The sequence below is a fragment of the Sulfolobales archaeon genome, from assembly GCA_038897115.1.
Classification (GTDB): domain Archaea; phylum Thermoproteota; class Thermoprotei_A; order Sulfolobales; family AG1; genus AG1.
On sequence record JAWAXC010000044.1, the window covers coordinates 1 to 18,153 of the forward strand.

Consider the following 18,153-nt stretch of genomic DNA (forward strand, 5'->3'; position numbering starts at 1 on the left):
CTCCTAAGCTGCTCAGCCCCAGGTATATCGGGGATTCTGAAGAGAACTGAGAAGTTCAGGCTCTTACCGAATAGCCCCATCCACATAAGGGGGATCACTACTATGAATACAAGTTGTACCTTCTGCCTAAACCACTTGATCATCTCCCTCTCATATAAAGCAACTGTTTCCCTGATCATCTTCTCCTCCTCCACACAATAAGCTGTTTCCTAATATCACTCGGCTCTTCATCCCTAAACATTCTCCCAGTATATTCTACAAACACCTGATCTAGGGTTGGCCTTGTTATCGATATACTCTCAACGTCTGTATCAATGCTGCTTAGTACACCTAGAAGTCTTGCCATTGTTTTCTCAGCAGATTCTACTTTGATCCTCACTATATTCTCAACTAGATCTACGTTTAGAACCCCTTCAACAGCCTTTATCTTTTCTATGATATCTTGTGAGGGCTTAGAGATTTTTACCATTATAACATCACCTCCTATTCTTGACTTAAGCTCCTCGGGAGATCCTTCTACAACTATCCTCCCACGATCTATGATTGCTACCCTATTGCTTAGCTTATCAGCCTCATCCATATAATGGGTTGTCATAAGTATCGTTAATCCCCTCTCATTTTTAAGCCTTTTAATATAGTCCCATAGTGCTAACCTTGATTGAACATCAAGCCCCAGCGTTGGCTCATCTAGGATAAGTAGCTCGGGATCATTAACTAGGCCCATAGCAAGCTCTAGCCTCCTCCTCATACCCCCACTATAGCTCCGAACGACTCTATTGGCTGCATCCCTTAAGCCGACCATCTCTAGGAGCTCCATTGCTCTCCTCCTAGCCTCTCCCTTGGATATCCCGTATAGCCTTGCTTGGAGCATAACGTTTTCAATCCCTGTTAGCTCGTCATCTGCTGAGAGATCCTGTGGAACATATCCTATGATCTTTCTAACAGCATCTGGGTTTGATGTTACATCTATACCCATCACAGATACCCTTCCAGATGTTGGTTTAAGCAGTGTGGCTATGATCTTCATTGCAGTTGTTTTTCCAGCACCATTCGGTCCTAGTATAGAGTAGATCTCCCCCTTAGAGACTCTAAAAGAGATGCCATTAAGGGCCTTTACACCTCCTGGATAGATTTTATGTAGATCCTCTACCTCAACAACCCACATTATCTTTCGCCTCGATATAGCTTCTAAGCCTCCTCAGCTCTAATAGGAACTCCTCTTTCCTAGCTTTCTCCATACACCTCCACCTACTCATAATACCGGCTATAATAGCGTGTATATCCTCTAAAATAGGTATAACCTCTGAGGGCCCTGACCTCAGGAGATTCTCGATGAATTCCCTCTTCTTCAATATAGCCTCCCTACCCTTTTCAGTTAAACTATATATCTTTCTCCCTGTCTCATCGCTTTTAACAGTTACAAAGCCCTTAGAAGCTAGCTCGTGGAGGGAGGGATAGATATTCCCAGGGCTTGGCGATATAGAGCCTTTTGTCTCTATTCTTATTCTTTTCATTAGCTCATAGCCGTGCATCTCCCCATCTCTTAGGAGAAGGTATAGGATCAACAACTTTGTTATCCCCTTCTTCAAGATATATCTAGATATATCTTATATATCGGGGGTTATAAACTATGTTACAAGGATTCTTCGTTATCCTAATCAATATCTAGGAAGATCACCTCTAATGATTTTAAATATCTAGTATATCATTATGGAACTAAATTTTAAATAATTATGGTAAAGGCTTATACTAAATGGTCTTCATAGGTACTAGCTTCGCTATAAAGAATCCTTCAGACATATGGGTATGTGGGAAGAGTCTTGCCACAGAATTTCCAACACTATATTTAGCATATCCCTTCAACGCGTTTATCCCCGGATCTATAGGTTTTGCCCTATTCCTAATACTTTCTATCACCTCTTCCCCCTCTTCTGGAAGTATAGAGCATGTTGCGTACACAACCTCCTTAGCTAGATCTAATGCCTTGTCTAGAAGCTCACGCTGAATTGTAGAGTAATACTCTATCTTACCTCTTTTTAATAGGTGAAGCCTTATTGCTGGATCCTTTGATATTGATCCTGAGGATGAGCATGGAGCGTCTAGAAGTATCTTATCGAATGATCTATTATGTGGGGGAGATCTAGAGTCTGCTATAACTATATCTATATAGTCTAAAGCTCCGAGCTTCTTAAGAAGGTTCTTCATAGCTATTACTCTTCTCTTAGAGATATCTGTGGCCACGATTTTAGCTTTACCTTCTGTGAGCATAGCTATAAGCGATGTTTTCACACCTGGAGCTGCTGTCATATCAAGAATAGCATCTCCTTGCCTAGGCTTAAGGGCTTCAACAACCATGCATGAGGCCTTATCCTGAGGTATTGCCATTCCGAGTTTAACCGCTTTCAATAGTCTTACAGGTTTCTTAACATCTATAACTCTATATAGATACCAAAGATCTCTATCCCGTTCAACAACAGCCTCCTCCTCAAGGATCCTTAAGATCCTCTCTTCAGGAGCTTTAAGGGTATTTAACCTGAGCCACCATATCCTTTCTAACATAGATTTAAACATATTATTAACCTCATTCCCAACAAGATCTTTCATCTCTCTATAAAGCCACTCAGGAACTGAATACAGGCACCACGGCTCTAGATCTCTAGTTTTCTCTGCATCATTGTAAAGGCCTGATAAAAAGATCTTAGCAAGCTTTTTCCTAGAAGCATTTCCATATATGCATCTCAGCTTAATAACATTAGTAATAAATTCTCTAGTCAACCTATAGATTCTTTCCCTCTCATACAGGTTATCCGCACATAGTCTACCTTTACAAACATGTTTGAATGCAACATCAATAGAGAGATTTCTACTCTCAATTAAATAGAGCACACTTGCTAAAATATCGATTAGGTTTACCAAATATTCTATCCCCTATAAAAGCTTAGCTTGTATTCTGTGAATAAAAAGCTAGACGATCTTTATTGCTTCCCCGCTTGATAGATCTATAACCCCGCCGGATCTCTCAATAGCTAGATCGAAGCCTACGGATGTTATTACCTTCATATCTAGGGAGGATCTTCTGAGGATCTCAACGATCTCCCTTATGATCTGATAATAAGGTTTGCCAGCATTCTCCTTTAATGTCCTCTCTATATATCTAGTTACATGGTTGTAGAACTCCTCGCCAAGCGATAATGTGTTGAATGCCTCGATGACATTGGCTTTCTCAATACTCTCAATAGATCTCTCTAGAGAGACTTGGAAGAGATCTAGAAGCTCTTTAATCTCCACCATTCTCTTTGAAACCTCTTCAAATTCCTCAGGCTTTAAACTCTTTAGGTATAGCGCTATGTTAGCCATAGCCTCACCTATAAGGTCTAGAGATCTAGCTATGCTCCTATATCTCGGAAGCATATAGCTCTTCACCTCTAATAACCTGCCATAGCTTCTATCTATCTGCCCTAGGAATGTTTGCCTCATAGATAACATGTAGAACCTTGTAAGCTCTCTTCTAAGCTCTAATATCTCATCTACAAAGTGTAGCTTTCTCTCAACCATTAAATGCCCCAGGTATTGGATCATATATTTGATCAGGCTTGTCATTCTAGAGATTATACCGCTTATCGAGTGCTTTGTGGGATCCACGAAGATCTGTATGATAACACGTGTAGGCGTATGGTCTATGATCTCAGCGCCTATTAACTCCTTCACAAAGCCCCTAAGAGTCTTAAGCTGCTCCTCTTCTAGAGAACCATCTACAACCTCCACAGTTATAACATCATATCCAAGGCTATATGCAGCTTCTAAGCATTTATCTATTAGCGAGCTTTTAGTATATTTCGAGATCTTAAGTGTTATCTTTCTCTCTTTCTCTACCTTTGTAAAAGCAGGATATATTCTGAGGGATTTATCCTCCTCCACAGTAATCGTTACAGTATCCCCAGGCTTTAACCCAACATCTCTAACCCATTCAGCTGGTAGCGACACCATTAAGGTGGATCTACCGAACCTCTGAACCCTTCTAGCCTCTATCTCACTACTCACCCTAATCCCCCAATACTAATATAATTTTAAGGGTATTTATATATATCCAGCTTAATTATCTTATAAACAGTCCTTTCTAGTAGTACCTAGATATATACCAGGCCATGATAGCCTTTATATAGCTCCAATAGATGTATACAGCAAAAACAATTAAGTAATTAACATATGGAGTATTTTCAAGTAACTATTATAGATGTTAAGTAGATAGAAGATAACATGGGCTTGAATAAATCAATAATGGTCTTATCTATACTAGGTATAAACTCCCTGCTATATTAGGTTTTACATATGAAAGCATAGGGAGAAATGCTTTAACCTTCATTAATACTATTTAAGGCTCTTATTAAACATAAATAGCGTCTTAGCACTGTTTAAACAAGGCTCATCACATCTGAGATCTTTCATATAATGATCTATCTATCCTGTGGAGCTTATCTGAGCCCGGATGCATTACCCCTATATAAGCAAGATCATCTATTATCTCGATCTTTATTACATCAGTTGGTTTTTTAAGGTCTATCTTTGCTATCCCCGATCTCTCTATAGCGGTGCCTACTGCGATCTCTATTGCTTTACAGCTTTCTACATAGCTTCCTCTCTTAGAACATTCGACTCTAATTTTCCTTTCTCCCTTCTCTGAGACGCGTTTAAGAAGCTCTATACAGGTGTCTATGATCTTTTTGATCTCAGTATCTATGCATAGGTCTACTTTAACTGCTCTTAGGGATGCATATGGAGGTCTTTCTCTGATCTCCCGGAAAAGCCTGTCTGCATCTACTCTAGAAAAGATCTCAAGGAGATCCCTATATCTGGTTTTCTTAACCAGGATATTAGGATCCAACTTATATAGTAGATCTTCTAACTCTTCCTTAACCCTATCCTCTTTACCAGCCTTAGCAGTTATAATGATCTTGGGGCATTCCATGTTATTTGATAAACCTATCTAGCCCAGCCCCCTTTCTAGGTTTCTCCTCTTTTTGGGGTTGCAGGCCTTTATCGATAGCTTTCTCCTTCGCCTCTGCTTTTTTCGGTGTCTCGGGCTTTAGCTCTTTAGCCCCTTTTTCATGGATCTTTTTCTCCAGCTCCTTCATATATGATATAACCTCCTTAGCCCTTGGGCCGGCTAGGTATTCTATGATTGAGTTGCTCATCATCATACCAAGAGCTATTTTTGCAGCCTCTGCTGGATTATTTCGGAAGATAATCATTAGATATGGTATTACATCCTTCTTAGCAGTTGCTGTGGATATATGGTCGTGCGAAGCTATTAGCTGGGCTAGCATATCCCTCACCTCCCTACTTTCTTTACTTCTAGCCATATGCCTTATCTTCTCGGGGAATCTATAGCTAACCCATCTCCTCTCCTGACTCTTCTTAGCCATAGCTACGCCAGCGCTCATCATATCCATTGCATAGGAGAGCAGATCCCAATTCCCGGTCTTGATTATCCTCCCCATATACATATCGGCTCTCGATAGGGCTTCATATGCTCTCCAAAGATCCTCTGGATCCTGCATCTGCGCAGGAATATTCTCGTTTATCCATTGCATCAGCATATCGTTATCTAGCTGTGTGCTTGCAGCCGCAGCTCTAGCTGCTCTTGCGCTTTTAGCACTGAAGATCCTGCCCAAGGTTTCGAAGGGGTTTCTCTCTCTATCCCTATACCCAAGTATAGCTCTCACAATTTCAAGGCTGATCTTCTTATTCCCTCTAGCGACACTCTCGAGATCATTTATAGCTGATCTCAAATCCCCCTCAGATCTTCTAGCTATCTCTTTAAGAGCCTCTTCATCACATTCAAGACCCTCAGAGGAGCAGATCCTCCTCAGAACCTTAATCACATTGCCCTCGGATAGCTTTTTAAGCTCTATCGCTAACGCCGAGTTTCTCAGAGGCCTTAGAGTAGGGGACCACGGATCGTTAGCAGTCATTATCACCGGAACCCTGGTTACCTCTATAAGTCTAAGCACCGCTTCCAACCCTCCTATATCAGCTCTAGTATTTATGCCATCTACCTCATCTAGAAGTATCAGCCTCTTTCTACCGAAAAGACCTCCCTTATCCGATGCTGATATAGCTACCCTCTCTATATCCTGCATTCTTCTGAAATCACTTGCATTCATCTCTAAAAGCTCATAACCGAGATCCCTAGCTATACACTCTACAAGCGTTGTTTTCCCCACACCCGGGGGTCCGTAGAGAAGTACAGCTTTATTCTCTACATTTGGGAACTTTTTGATCCACTCAATCAGCTTGCCCTTAGCCTCATCCTGATCTACATATTCTGAAAGTGTTTTAGGTCTATACTTAATGATCCAAGGAATATATTGGCTAGCTCTTGTAGCTGCCAAGCCTCTTCCCCAGTAGGACTAGTCTGGCTAGGAAGGCGTTAAGCTGTATTTCATCATCAGCACCCTCTATAAGTCTATAATTGATTTCTCCAGCATAGTCCGCTATATATACTCTCAACTCCTCATCAATCTTTATATCTGGGTCGAAGATCTCCTTATGGATCTGTTTGATCACATCGATGCCTGAGAGACCATAGTCTATCATTATCTTTCTAAGCCTCTCCCTAGCCTCGCTGAAGTTCCCGCTAAGCGCCAGTTGGATCATCTCCCTTATCTCCTTAGGATGTGCAAGTCCAACAACCTTATATACAGAGGAAACGGTTACCTTTCCAAGTGCTGCTGCAGCCTGGAGTATATTTATAGCCCTCCTCATATCACCCTCAGTTATGTCATATATAGCATCTAGAGCCTCGGGATCATATTTTACCCCCTCCTTCTCAGAGATCATTTTTAGTCTTCCAACAACATCCTCCCTAGAGAGGGGGCTGAATCTAAAGACCGCACATCTACTCTGTATAGGCTCTATAATTTTTGATGAATAGTTAGCCATGAGTATAAATCTTGTGGTTGAAACATACATCTCCATAAGTCTTCTAAGGGCTTGCTGAGCATCTGCTGTCATGTTATCCGCCTCATCTAGGATCACAACTTTAAATGGTACATCACCAACAACAACCGATCTTGCGAATTCCTTCACCTTAGTTCTTATCACATCTATACCTCTCTCATCAGATGCATTCATCTCTAGCACGTATCTTCTATAATCCTCACCATATAGATCATGGACAAGGGCTAGTGCAACAGTTGTCTTTCCAACACCTGGTGGACCTGTAAAGAGTAGATGTGGCATGTTCTTCTCCTTCACAAATACTTTGAGCCTTGCAACTATATCGCTCTGGTTAACAACATCATCAAGGGTTCTTGGCCTATATTTCTCTGTCCATAGAAGTTGTGCTAACTCCTCAGACATCCTGATGCCCAAGAAAAACTAGTTTGAGAGACATTTATTTACAACTGAGAGCATCTGCCCTTTAGAGTGGGGAAAAGGTTAGTATTATAGATTATAGTCTACCTTTTCTGAATTCCTCTAGCAATTTGATGAATCTCTCTACAAATGCTTTAACAACTATATCGCCTTTTTCCGACGAATATTTTCCCGGCTCTCCAAAGGCGCCTATTTCTAGAGATTCACCTTCTCTGTAGAAGAAATAGATTTTAGGTCTTTTTTCAAGGGATAGGCTATGCCATTCCTCACTATATGGTCTTCTAATAGATTCATATGGTATATCCTTCCCCTCTAATTTGATCTCAACACCTAGGGAGCTAGCTATGGAGGTCTCAACCTCATCTGCATGGAAAAAGGGGTTGGTGAATACCCTATCTATTATGTCTCCAACAAACTCCCAGTAGTTGATTAGATAAGCTCTATAGCTTGATTCAAAATTGCTTGTAGCAGATTTAAGCGCTACTTTAAGCGGGTCCGAGTTTCCTCCATGTGCATTAACAACTATGACTCTCTTAATATTATTCTTAAAGATCGAGGATATATAGTCTTTCACATATGATATAAAAGAGTCTATTGAAACCCATAGCGTCCCAGGATTCCCTGACCACATATCAGAAACACCTATAGAGATTGGCTCAGCTAATAAAACCTTATAGCCAGCTTTCCAGGCCTCGCTAACAGCCTTTTCTGAGAGAGAAACAGCTATGCTAAGATCTGTGCCTAGAGGGAGGTGAAAGCCATGCTGCTCAATAGATCCACATGGAACAACGGCAACACAATCATCCCTTACACAGAGATCTCTGAACTCACGCCAGCTAAGATCCCTCCACATATATCTAGGCATATTAATCATCAATAATTATCCAAGCACAAGATATTAATTAAAATAGCTCTGACCTCCTCCCCGCCCTGAAGGGCGTGGGTTCCCTCTAGAGCGGGGAGGTTTGGGCTACATCCCGAGCTATTGCTCGGTTCAGCCTCGCGCCCGGTCTTAGGCGTGTTACCCCTACCCCGCATAGTGTGGGGCTCGGGGTTATGGACTTCTTTTTAGCTAGTATGTTGAATGCCCCCACGAGGTCTGCGTTGAATACCCTGTGATGTTTGTAGCATTTGAACAGTCCTCTCGATATTCTCTCATGATTCTCTATAGTTCTGCATATTGGGCATGTTCTCGATGTGTTTTCCTCATCTACATGTTCAACCTCTATCCCATATTCCTCTGCAACATCTCTAAGCCTTCTCAATAGATATCCATAGCTCCATATATGGACAATCTCGAAGTTAATCTTAGAACCCTTATTAGGTTCTTGAGAAGCGTATTTCGGATACCCAACATATATCCTCTTAACACCGCTGTGGTATAGCCATTCTATCGTATTCCTAACAGCCCAATCAATATAGCTCTTTACCTCCCTCCTCCACCTCTTATAAATCCTCCTAAGCCTCTTAGATGTTTTTAACCCATATCTATTCAACATACTCTGGTACTCTGATATCTTATCCCTCCAGTAGAAGCTAATAGCCTTCAAAGGCCTCCCATTAACCAATAAAGCAGATCCATCATCAACATATACAGCCAAGAGATTATTGATGCCTATATCAATGCCAGCCTCTCTATCTCCGAGGGGCTTTAGAGGGATCCTAAAGCTACTACCCTTGATCACCTTCTCCTCAACCTCGTATGATACGTATATATACCATTTCTTATCATCATGGTCATAATGTATCTCAGCCCTACACTGTTTCCCGGAAACATGTATCTTCCCTGAGTATCTAACCCTTATAGATCCTATAGCCCCTAAGCCCTTTATCACGATATATTCACCATCAATCTTATATTGATCATTTCTAAGAACACTCCACAGTGTTCTCCTCCCACCCCTCTTCCTATATCCAGGTGGATTAACTTTCTTTATGAATGGTGGTAGCCTACCCTCCCTCTTAGCCTTCAGAGACGAGAAGAACGACCTCCAGGCCTCATCATTCTTATTCAGAACCTGCTGTGTAGTAGCAGATCCGATTAACTTCTTATACCTCTCATAGAACTCCTTATATGTAGCCTTAAGATCTACTCTTTTTGTTTCGAAGAACATCCTCCTCCTAGCATAGTTGATCTCGTTCCAAAGCTTTGAAGATATATCACATAGTTTCCTCAGCCCCTCCTCAGCCACCTCATCTGGCAGTAGTCTCAGCATCACCGCCCTGATCAAGGTATCACGCTCGGGGCCCCCGCGGGCATAGAGATAGGGGTGTTATAGCAGATAGGGTTGGCCCGCCGAGGCCCAAAAGGATTGTGGAGCAAAGCTTATAAGCATTAACAACATCCCCACCCTAAAGGACGAGGCTTTCAGTTGTAATGGATCATTGATTTTCAATAGCAGGAAGATCCTAGGAAATAATATAAAATTATCTTAATAACCCTGGCCCAGTAAATAAATATTTGGTGGGCCGGTAGCTCAGCCTGGAAGAGCGCTGCCCTCGCACGGCAGAGGTCCCGGGTTCAAATCCCGGCCGGTCCACCAAATAATAAGGATCATAAGAGCCTTATCACATATGCCTAAATAGAATGTTAAAAGAGTTAGAAGGGGAGTTTAAAAATTCAAATCATGTCATTGAAATTTCCAGGAGAATCGAGATCCTTTACCAAGGTTTTAGAAATAGGAGGCATGCTTCTAATACTAGATCGTATAGATGTGCTGATTAAAGCATAGGAGCAGATAGAGGGTAGCATAAAATATAAGGGCCTTAATGGAATTAGTGATTTCGGAGAGGGCCCGTAGCTCAGCCAGGATAGAGCGCCGGCCTTCTATTAAGTAGTAGGAGAGAGCCGGCGGTCCGGGGTTCAAATCCCCGCGGGCCCGCCACTATATAGAGCTCCTAATGACATGCATAGGAAGAAATCTTACTTCTTAACATAAGTGTCTATTCCTAGAAGCTGTCTTACTGTATGTTGTTTAGGTTTATTATCCTCTGAGATAATTTTAGCCTAGGCTAAAAATTTTGGACAAGGCTAAAGATATATGTGGTGCCAGATGCCGAGGAGCTGTGGGAAGCTATAGGCTGTCTATATTGCTAGGACCGGCTACTGTTGTTTCTGTTGCGTATATTGATCCAGGTAACTTTGGAAGTAATATAGCAGCCGGATCTAGACATGGTCTTAACCTGCTATGGGTTGTCTGGGTCTCTGGGCTTTTGGCTATATTGTTCCAATATCTCTCTGGAAAGATCGGGATAGCCTTATCTAGATCTTTAACAGACATAGTATTTGAATCATTATCACGTAGGCTCTATGGCTCATACTACTTTATAGTAAGGCTTATATATTTCCTTGCATTATTGGCGATTGTAATAGCAACTGATATGGCCGAGTTTCTAGGCATAGTATTGGGGTTATCTCTTCTTCTCGATCTAAGCGTTGGTGTTGCAATGTGGGTTTCCGTGTTGGATGTGCTTGTCTTAATGGTTATAGCGGATAGAAGGATTGGGTTTGAAACGATAATAGGCTCTCTAGTTGGGATTGTCGGTTTTAGCCTTATATATGAGCTAGCAATAGTTAAGGTCGATGCATTCGAGATTATAAGATCCAGCTTCATACCGGGTCCTATGGATGCTAGCGCCCTGCTACTAGCGATAAGCATTTTAGGTGCTACAGTGATGCCCCATGCAGTGCTTATACACTCATATTTAGCATCTGAGAAATGGAGCTCTACACCTAAATATGATAGTTTAAAAAGGCATATGAGAGAGACTATTGCATATCTATCTATAGCAAGTATTATAAATGCAGCAATCCAGATAATGTCCTACTATGCATTCTATAGAAACGGATATCACGATGTTGATATCGATACAGTATATCTGATATTACAACCTCTATATGGGTGGAGCGCAGCCACGATCTTTGCCATAGCTCTCATAGCCTCGGGAATCTCATCCTCCATGGTGAGTGTGCTTGCAGGGCAAAAGATCGTTGAGAGTATGTGGGGTAAGAAGCTGGAGGCATGGAAGCTAAGGTTATTTGTTAGGCTATTTAATATGATTCCACTAGCAATAGCAATTCATATTGGTGTTAAGCCTCTAGATGTTCTAGTATATAGTCAGGCGGTGCTCTCTCTACTCCTTCCAGCGGTAATTCTCCCTGTAACCATCATTAGTGCGAGAGGCAGCATAATGGGGTCTCTTAGAAATTCAATATATATGAATATAGCAGCAGTTATAGGCTCAATATTTATAGTAGGGCTAAACCTAGGATTCCTATTATTCGGAATAGCCTAGAAATGTTAAGGTGTTATTTAGAGATACTCGCTTTAAACCCTTCAAGACTATCAATATATTGATAGGGGTCGGAACTGGCATTAGATCATATAACATATGCTAAGGACGATGTTGGTGATGAAGAGGTTATGGCTCTCCTAAGGCCATATATAGCTAGCTGGCTAAAGAGTAAATATGGCTCTCTAACGCCTCCTCAGAGGATGGCTATACCAAGGATAAAGGCTGGAGAGAATGTGCTGATCTCGAGTCCTACGGGTACTGGCAAAACTTTAGCAGCATTTCTAGCAATTATAGACACGTTATACGAGCTGTGGGAGAAGGGGGGGTTAGGTGATAGCATCTATGCCCTATACGTCTCACCTCTTAGGGCGCTTAACAACGATATAAGGAGAAATCTTCTTGAGCCATTGAACGAGATAAACTCGATACTATTGAAAAACGGTATGGAACCCCCAAATATAAGGGTCTCTGTGAGGACTAGTGATACACCTCCGCATGAGAAGCAGAAGATGTTGAAAACCCCTCCCCATATATTGATAACCACACCTGAGAGCCTTGCTATATCACTATCTGCTCCTAAGTTTCGAGAGCTTCTTAAAAGTGTAAGATGGGTTATAGTAGACGAGATCCACGAGCTAGCATCGAGTAAGAGGGGATCACATTTAATGCTTAGCCTTGAGAGGCTTGTTGAGCTAGCGGGAAGAGAGCCTCAGAGGATAGGTTTATCAGCTACTATATATCCACTTGAAATGGTTGCGGAATTCCTAGTAGGTTTTGATGATAGAGGTAATCATAGGAGGTGCACCATAGTTGATGCTAGGTTTGCTAAGCCAATAGATATAAGGGTTATATGCCCTATGGTGGATCTTATAAGGGCGCCGGCCGAAGAGATCAACAGAGCTATATATGATACACTTGCAGAGCTCATAAGGAGGCATAGAACCACATTAGTTTTCACTAATACAAGGCATTCAACAGAGAAAGTTGTGTATAGGCTTAAAAAGATCTTTGAGAAAGATCCAGAAATAAATGTGGAGGAGATAGAGGCTCATCACAGTAGTCTATCAAGGGAGGTTAGGCTAGATGTTGAGGAGAGACTGAAGAGGGGAGAGCTAAGGGTTGTTGTTTCATCGACAAGCCTAGAGCTAGGAATAGATATAGGGTATATAGATGTTGTGGTACTCCTATCAAGCCCTAAGAGTGTTACAAGGCTTCTCCAAAGGATTGGAAGAGCTGGACATCATATCAGACAGACGAGTCTTGGAAGGCTTATCGTAGTTGATAGAGATGATCTGGTGGAGTGTACGGTTCTAGCTAAAGCTGCTATGGAGAGGAAGCTAGATAGGGTGAGGATCCCCAGAAACCCTCTAGACGTACTGGCACAGCATATTGTTGGCATGTCACTTGAGAAGAAGTGGAGGGTTGATGAGATATACAGGGTTGTGAGGAGGGCTTATCCATATAGGAATCTCGATTACGAGACCTTTGAAAGGGTGTTGAGGTATCTCTCAGGAGGGTATGAGATAGATAGATATGCAAAGGTATATTCTAAGATTTGGATGGAAGATGGGACTATTGGGAGGAAGAGAAGTGCTAGGATGATTTACTATTTAAACTCAGGTGCTATACCTGATGAGGCTAAGATAAGGGTGATCTCCGAGGGAAGGGGATATGTAGGAGATCTCGATGAGGGATTCGCGGAGATCTTAGAGCCTGAAGACATATTCGTGTTGGGGGGAAGGGCGTACCAGGTTATAAGATCTGAGGGGGATAGGATCTATGTTAGACCTGCTGATGGGCAGAGGCCTACCGTTCCAAGCTGGTTCTCCGAGATGCTTCCGCTAGCATTTGATTCAGCCTTGGAGGTGGGCAGATTTAGGAGGGAGGTAGCTGATATGCTTCAAAAGCATCTAGAAGATCCAGAGCCTGTTATTGAATATCTCATGAAGAATTATATGCTAGAGAGGCATGCGGCTGAGAACATAGTTGAATATTTTCTGGAGCATCTATATTACACAGGCTGGATCATGCCATCTGATAAGCTGATTATGATTGAAAGATGGATAGATCCCGAGGCAAGGACTGAGCATATAATCTTCCATAGCCTCTTTGGAAGAAGAGTTAACGATGTACTTTCTAGGGCATATGCATATCATCTTGGAGAACTCTTTAATGAGAATATAAGGATAACTGTAACAGATAATGGCTTTATGATAACATTTCCAAGGATCGTTGGTGTGAATGAGGAGCATATCCTGAAAACCATATACTTAGTAAGACCTGAGAATCTAGAAGAAACGATGAGAAAGGTTGTTAGAAGAACCGAGATGTTTAAGAAGAGATTCAGGCACTGTGCTGAGAGAAGCTTCATGATACTTAAGAGATTTAGGGGGAAGGAGATAAGCCTACAAAACAGACAGATCAATGCTGAGACACTTATAAAAATAGTGGAGGAGATGGATAGATTTCCTGTGATAGAGGAGACATATAGAGAGATTCTTGAGGATCACATGGATATAGAGAATGCCAAGTTAGTTATAAGGAAACTCCTAGATGGAGAGATAAAGACAAAGTATTTTGAAAACCCTGAAGGAGCAAAAGCTCCTTCCCCCCTAGCACATTCAATAGTAGCTGCTGGAATAAGCGATATAGTGCTTATGGAGGATAAGAGGAAGATCTTAGCTAAGTTCCACGAAAGCATAGTTGATGTATTAAGAGAGAAGGGAATAGTACTTAGAAAAGCAATTTCACCCCAAAAGGTGTCCCAGACACAGTAGTAATTAATTATGATGAGATTTTCTTAAGCATCTTCTATAACCTTTCATTCCCAGGCTCTTATAGCTCTGTAATGTATAGTGGAGTAGAAACATTGTTTACGATGTTTTAGGATTGTTTTAGACCTTCCAGGGCTATTAGCTATGCTCATATATCTTTATAAACCTTGGGAGGATACATGCTTATCAGTAACCTTCGGATAGGCGAGGGTGGCTGAATCACCGTAGCTTGCCTAGGGGAGACTGATTAACCCGAGGGTGGCTCAAACCACTCTCGAATAAACGGTCAACACTTAGTCAATGCATTTAATCTATCTGATGATAATAGTTATATAGAGATCTATGGATATGATGGTAGGTGGCAGTGTTGGCTTTGGAAGAATATATTATATATATTATAGCGGGTGTAGCATCTATACTTCTATATGTTTTCTCGAATTTACTGTTATTTAGGCATGTAATAAGAATACTTGGTAAGGAGTTCTTAATAATTGCAAGGATATCAATAGCCCTTCTCTCAATATCTCTCTTCTTAGCTTTTACAGCGTTTATTCATGGAGCTCATGAGATCTTTGTCCTGATCTTCTCACTATTCGTGATTAGCTTTTTAGTAATTATAATAGGTGCTAGGCATGTGCTAGAGGAATATATAACAGGGATTTTTGCGTCAAAGACATTTGATCTTAGGGTTGGTGATTATGTTGAGATCGGAGATATAAAGGGGTATATAGCTGCTCTAGATGATACAAATGTTATTATAAGGGATATTAGAAGGGGTCTTATATATGTTCCCTATACGATGTTTGCCCACACACCTTTTAAAAGGGCGAAGGTTGAGGAGGGCTATGATTTTAGGATCACTATAACCTTGAATCGCCATGTAGATCTAGAGGAGATTAGGAAGGAGTTAAATAGGATAGCAGCGGATCTTGGGCTCTCTAATATTAGGCTAGATATAGAGGCTATAGAGGCTTCTGAAATTACCCTCTCGATTAGAGGATCTATAAAGGATCCTAGGAAGCAAGAGGAGATCAGATATACGATTTTAGATAAGCTATACAGTCTTCTCTTTCCCAAAAGTAAGGTAGATTATGAGGCCGGCAACAATCCATAGAGCGAGGATCCATATATACTTCCATTTAACTATAATATTTATAGCTAGTCCGAACAATGTTAATAAAACAGCTATTAGAGAGGTTAGAGGAACACCATATATTTTTGGCCCTGCAAGCCCTCCATATAGCTCCCCTCTCTTGGTTATTATCCAGAGCGCTATAGATACTATGAAATAGTTTGCTAGAGATCCTATGGCATATACCTCTAAGATAAAGCTTAGCTCTCCTGGAAGTATAAATGCTATTGATATGAGGAAGGCTAGGGTTAGAGAGATATATGGTGTTCTATATCTTGGGTGAAGGGTAACTAGTATGTGGGGTACTAGTGAATCTTTGGAGAGGATGTAAGCAAGCCTTGAGAAGGCTATATATCCTGCTAGAGATGCCATCAGCATTATAACAGCTATATTAATTACTACTAGAGGAGCCATGAGTATAGAGATATATGGAGTATTCTCAGCTATAAGCATGATTGCCAATGAAGGATCCGAGGCTAAGGAGCTATAACTTATCCTATCCATCAATATAGAGACTAGGAAAATGCTATATATAGTGCCTATTGATGCAACAAGAAATGTAGCCCTGGGGATCTGTAGGAGGGGTTCTCTAGTCTCGCCAGCTAATTGTCCAATCGCATCTACCCCGGTGAATCCTCTAGAAGCTATGGAGAGAGCCGTGAGGATATCTAGTGGCTCCACAGCACTCCATTTAAAATAGGGGGGTGTCGATCCTATTCCTAAAGAGAGGTTCACACCTATTAAGAGTACACCTATAACTAGAAAGTCCATAATTGCTATAGACATCGCTACCCTAGCACTCTCTCTGATCCCGAGAAGGGTTAGTATGTAGAGGCATAGAGACATTAAAAAGGCTGGTATCTGGATGGGGATATTCTCTATACCCATATATGTGAGTAGATATTTAGAAGCATCTAGTGTGCCGTAGCTAATCATTATAGCCTGATCGATCATAAGAAGCCATGCCGAGAGAAAACCAATCGATCTCCCCATAGCCTGTTTAACATATAGATATGATCCTCCTGCTTCGGGGAATCGCGAACCAACCTCTCCATATACAAGGGCTATAGATATCATAAGAGCTATGGCGTAGAGGCTTATGAAGAAAGATTCCCTGCCTCCAAGTGCTAGTATGAAACCCACAGCTAGATAGAAGGTTGACTGGGAATCTGCATGAACAAGGGAATATAGATCTAGTGTTCCAAGCTCTCTTCTTAACCATTCCCTTCTACTCACTGTGAAGCCAACTCTCTAAGATCATCAGATCTGCCGATTGCAACTATAGTATCTCCTTCTTGCACCACCGAATCAGGATCCCTTATAAATCTGCCCTCCCTAAGTATAAGGGCTTTCACAACATATTTATCCTCAATCTCGGATAATGATTTTCCCAAGAGCTTTGAATCTGACGCTATAGAGAGTGTTAGAAGGCCTAGCGATCCGTCTATAGGAACGAATTTCGAGAATCTGAGTTTAAGTATGTTAATTAGTTCCTCAACCAAATTTCTCGTAATATTTACCGGGATCATACCCTCTTCCCGTGCAAGCTCCTCTGTATCAGAACTTCTTACCATTACAACGACTATTGGTATACCCCTTGATCTCAATATCTTTCCTAGTGAAATATTTAGTTTTTCGTCAAGGGATATTAAGAATGCTACTTCAACCTCATTAATACTTTTCTCCAGCTCCTCGCCTATTCCTTCCTGCTTAATTATATGGATATATACAGGCTTCTCGAGATATCTTTTAGCGTCTTCCTCATTAGTGAGTATATGGACTATATAGCCATTATTAGATAGTATATCTGCAATATGAATAGATGCTTCGTCACCACTATCTAGGATCAAGGCTCTGCGAGCTATACTCATTACCAGGCTTTCCCACAATATATACGGGGTGAACTTCTATATTAGCTTTATAACTACAATCCTAGCCCTTCATGGTGAGAAGTAGATCATGATATTTTGGTAGAAACCTAGGTCTTTTAGGACTTAGAGGAGTTTAACGGGATTCCTGACCACCTATCACCTTTGATAGTCCTTTGATCGATGTTGCTGCTGAAATAGCCCTCCTATGGCTATGAATAGAGCTAACATATTAAATTAGGGTTTAATAAGCATTGGGGGAGGATTTAGTGATTGGTTTCGAGGGTTTTGATATAATATCTCTTCTATATAGAGTTAAAAAAGAGGCTATTGAGGAGAGAAAAAGAGAGGGTAATGTGTTCTGGATCACAGATCTTGTTAGATGCCCTCTTAAAAGGGAGTATGAGATGATCTATCCCGAGATTTCCCTTTCCCATATCTTCTCTCCAAGCGCTATTATGGGAGATCTAATACATATAGGTTTGGAGGAATTGATCAAGAGCAAGGTAGATCTTGGAACGGTTTTGACCGAGGTGGAGGGGTCAAAAAGAATCGTGCTTCCAGATGGGAGAGAAGTAGAGGTTAGGGGTAGATGTGATATAATTTTAGAGATTGGGGGGGATAGAATAGGTGTTGAGATAAAGAGTTCTAGGAGTGATGCTAGGATTCCTCTTGAGCATCATATAGATCAGGCGAGACTCTATAA

At 41.3% G+C, this 18,153-nt stretch carries 15 protein-coding genes and 2 tRNA genes; 6 read left to right on the plus strand and 11 right to left on the minus strand.

Annotated elements, in window-relative coordinates; genetic code table 11:
- Nucleotides 1-175: 175 nt before the first annotated feature.
- The 9 genes from QXE01_06975 to QXE01_07015 all read right to left on the minus strand — a co-directional run bounded on the left by QXE01_06975 (nt 176) and on the right by QXE01_07015 (nt 9,608).
- Nucleotides 176-1,165 carry an ATP-binding cassette domain-containing protein gene (locus QXE01_06975; protein MEM4970978.1) on the minus strand — a complete coding sequence of 330 codons (990 nt, stop codon included), beginning with the start codon at nt 1,163-1,165 and terminating at the stop codon, nt 176-178.
- Nucleotides 1,152-1,568 (minus strand): PadR family transcriptional regulator, encoded by a 417-nt coding sequence (locus QXE01_06980; GenBank protein ID MEM4970979.1) that lies wholly within the window; start codon nt 1,566-1,568, stop codon nt 1,152-1,154. The genes QXE01_06975 and QXE01_06980 overlap by 14 nt, the downstream gene beginning before the upstream one ends.
- A 181-nt stretch (nt 1,569-1,749) precedes the next feature.
- Complete coding sequence (locus QXE01_06985; protein ID MEM4970980.1) at nt 1,750-2,775, minus strand: RsmB/NOP family class I SAM-dependent RNA methyltransferase; 1,026 nt, start codon at nt 2,773-2,775, stop codon at nt 1,750-1,752.
- A 189-nt stretch (nt 2,776-2,964) separates the two neighbouring features.
- Nucleotides 2,965-4,041, minus strand: coding sequence for a phosphate uptake regulator PhoU (locus QXE01_06990; protein ID MEM4970981.1), 1,077 nt, complete (start codon nt 4,039-4,041; stop codon nt 2,965-2,967).
- Between the two features lie 385 nt (nt 4,042-4,426).
- Nucleotides 4,427-4,966, minus strand: a complete 540-nt coding sequence (locus QXE01_06995; GenBank protein ID MEM4970982.1) for a THUMP domain-containing protein — start codon at nt 4,964-4,966, stop codon at nt 4,427-4,429.
- A 1-nt stretch (nt 4,967) separates the two neighbouring features.
- Nucleotides 4,968-6,392 (minus strand): replication factor C large subunit, encoded by a 1,425-nt coding sequence (locus tag QXE01_07000; GenBank protein MEM4970983.1) that lies wholly within the window; start codon nt 6,390-6,392, stop codon nt 4,968-4,970.
- Complete coding sequence (locus QXE01_07005) at nt 6,373-7,362, minus strand: replication factor C small subunit (protein ID MEM4970984.1); 990 nt, start codon at nt 7,360-7,362, stop codon at nt 6,373-6,375. Before QXE01_07005 ends, QXE01_07000 begins: the two co-directional genes overlap by 20 nt.
- Before the next feature lie 91 nt (nt 7,363-7,453).
- On the minus strand, nt 7,454-8,242 hold the full coding sequence (locus QXE01_07010) for a creatininase family protein (GenBank protein MEM4970985.1): 789 nt from the start codon (nt 8,240-8,242) through the stop codon (nt 7,454-7,456).
- Between the two features lie 85 nt (nt 8,243-8,327).
- The gene (locus tag QXE01_07015) at nt 8,328-9,608 is read right to left on the minus strand and encodes a transposase (GenBank protein ID MEM4970986.1); all 1,281 of its coding nucleotides are present in this window, start codon (nt 9,606-9,608) and stop codon (nt 8,328-8,330) included.
- A 235-nt stretch (nt 9,609-9,843) separates the two neighbouring features.
- Here QXE01_07015 and QXE01_07020 point away from each other — a divergent pair.
- The 5 genes from QXE01_07020 (at nt 9,844) to QXE01_07040 (ending at nt 15,561) form a co-directional block, all read left to right on the plus strand.
- Nucleotides 9,844-9,920 (plus strand) — tRNA-Ala (locus tag QXE01_07020).
- A gap of 248 nt (nt 9,921-10,168) precedes the next feature.
- Nucleotides 10,169-10,262, plus strand: a tRNA-Arg gene (locus QXE01_07025).
- 136 nt (nt 10,263-10,398) lie between these two features.
- Entirely contained in the window at nt 10,399-11,673 is a 1,275-nt protein-coding gene (locus QXE01_07030; protein MEM4970987.1) for an Nramp family divalent metal transporter, read from the plus strand.
- 89 nt (nt 11,674-11,762) lie between these two features.
- Nucleotides 11,763-14,450, plus strand: a complete 2,688-nt coding sequence (locus tag QXE01_07035) for an ATP-dependent helicase (protein MEM4970988.1) — start codon at nt 11,763-11,765, stop codon at nt 14,448-14,450.
- A 364-nt stretch (nt 14,451-14,814) separates the two neighbouring features.
- On the plus strand, nt 14,815-15,561 hold the full coding sequence (locus QXE01_07040) for a mechanosensitive ion channel (protein MEM4970989.1): 747 nt from the start codon (nt 14,815-14,817) through the stop codon (nt 15,559-15,561).
- Here the strand turns inward: QXE01_07040 and QXE01_07045 are convergent.
- Together QXE01_07045 and QXE01_07050 are read right to left on the minus strand one after the other, a co-directional pair.
- Nucleotides 15,502-16,815: an amino acid permease gene (locus QXE01_07045; protein MEM4970990.1), complete on the minus strand. Its 1,314-nt coding sequence runs from the start codon at nt 16,813-16,815 to the stop codon at nt 15,502-15,504. The genes QXE01_07040 and QXE01_07045 overlap by 60 nt on opposite strands.
- Nucleotides 16,812-17,450, minus strand: a complete 639-nt coding sequence (locus QXE01_07050; protein MEM4970991.1) for a TrkA C-terminal domain-containing protein — start codon at nt 17,448-17,450, stop codon at nt 16,812-16,814. Before QXE01_07050 ends, QXE01_07045 begins: the two co-directional genes overlap by 4 nt.
- A 266-nt stretch (nt 17,451-17,716) precedes the next feature.
- Between QXE01_07050 and QXE01_07055 the strand changes: the two genes are divergently transcribed.
- Nucleotides 17,717-18,153: CRISPR-associated protein Cas4 (locus QXE01_07055; GenBank protein MEM4970992.1), on the plus strand; the 437-nt coding region annotated here is incomplete at its 3' end.

Coding starts and splice junctions, on each gene's coding strand:
- QXE01_07050 (MEM4970991.1), bottom strand. CDS start 17,450: ATGAGTATAGCTCGCAGAGCCTTGATCCTAGATAGTGGTGACGAAGCA.
- QXE01_06995 (MEM4970982.1), bottom strand. CDS start 4,966: ATGGAATGCCCCAAGATCATTATAACTGCTAAGGCTGGTAAAGAGGAT.
- QXE01_07010 (MEM4970985.1), bottom strand. CDS start 8,242: ATGCCTAGATATATGTGGAGGGATCTTAGCTGGCGTGAGTTCAGAGAT.
- QXE01_06975 (MEM4970978.1), bottom strand. CDS start 1,165: ATGTGGGTTGTTGAGGTAGAGGATCTACATAAAATCTATCCAGGAGGT.
- QXE01_07005 (MEM4970984.1), bottom strand. CDS start 7,362: ATGTCTGAGGAGTTAGCACAACTTCTATGGACAGAGAAATATAGGCCA.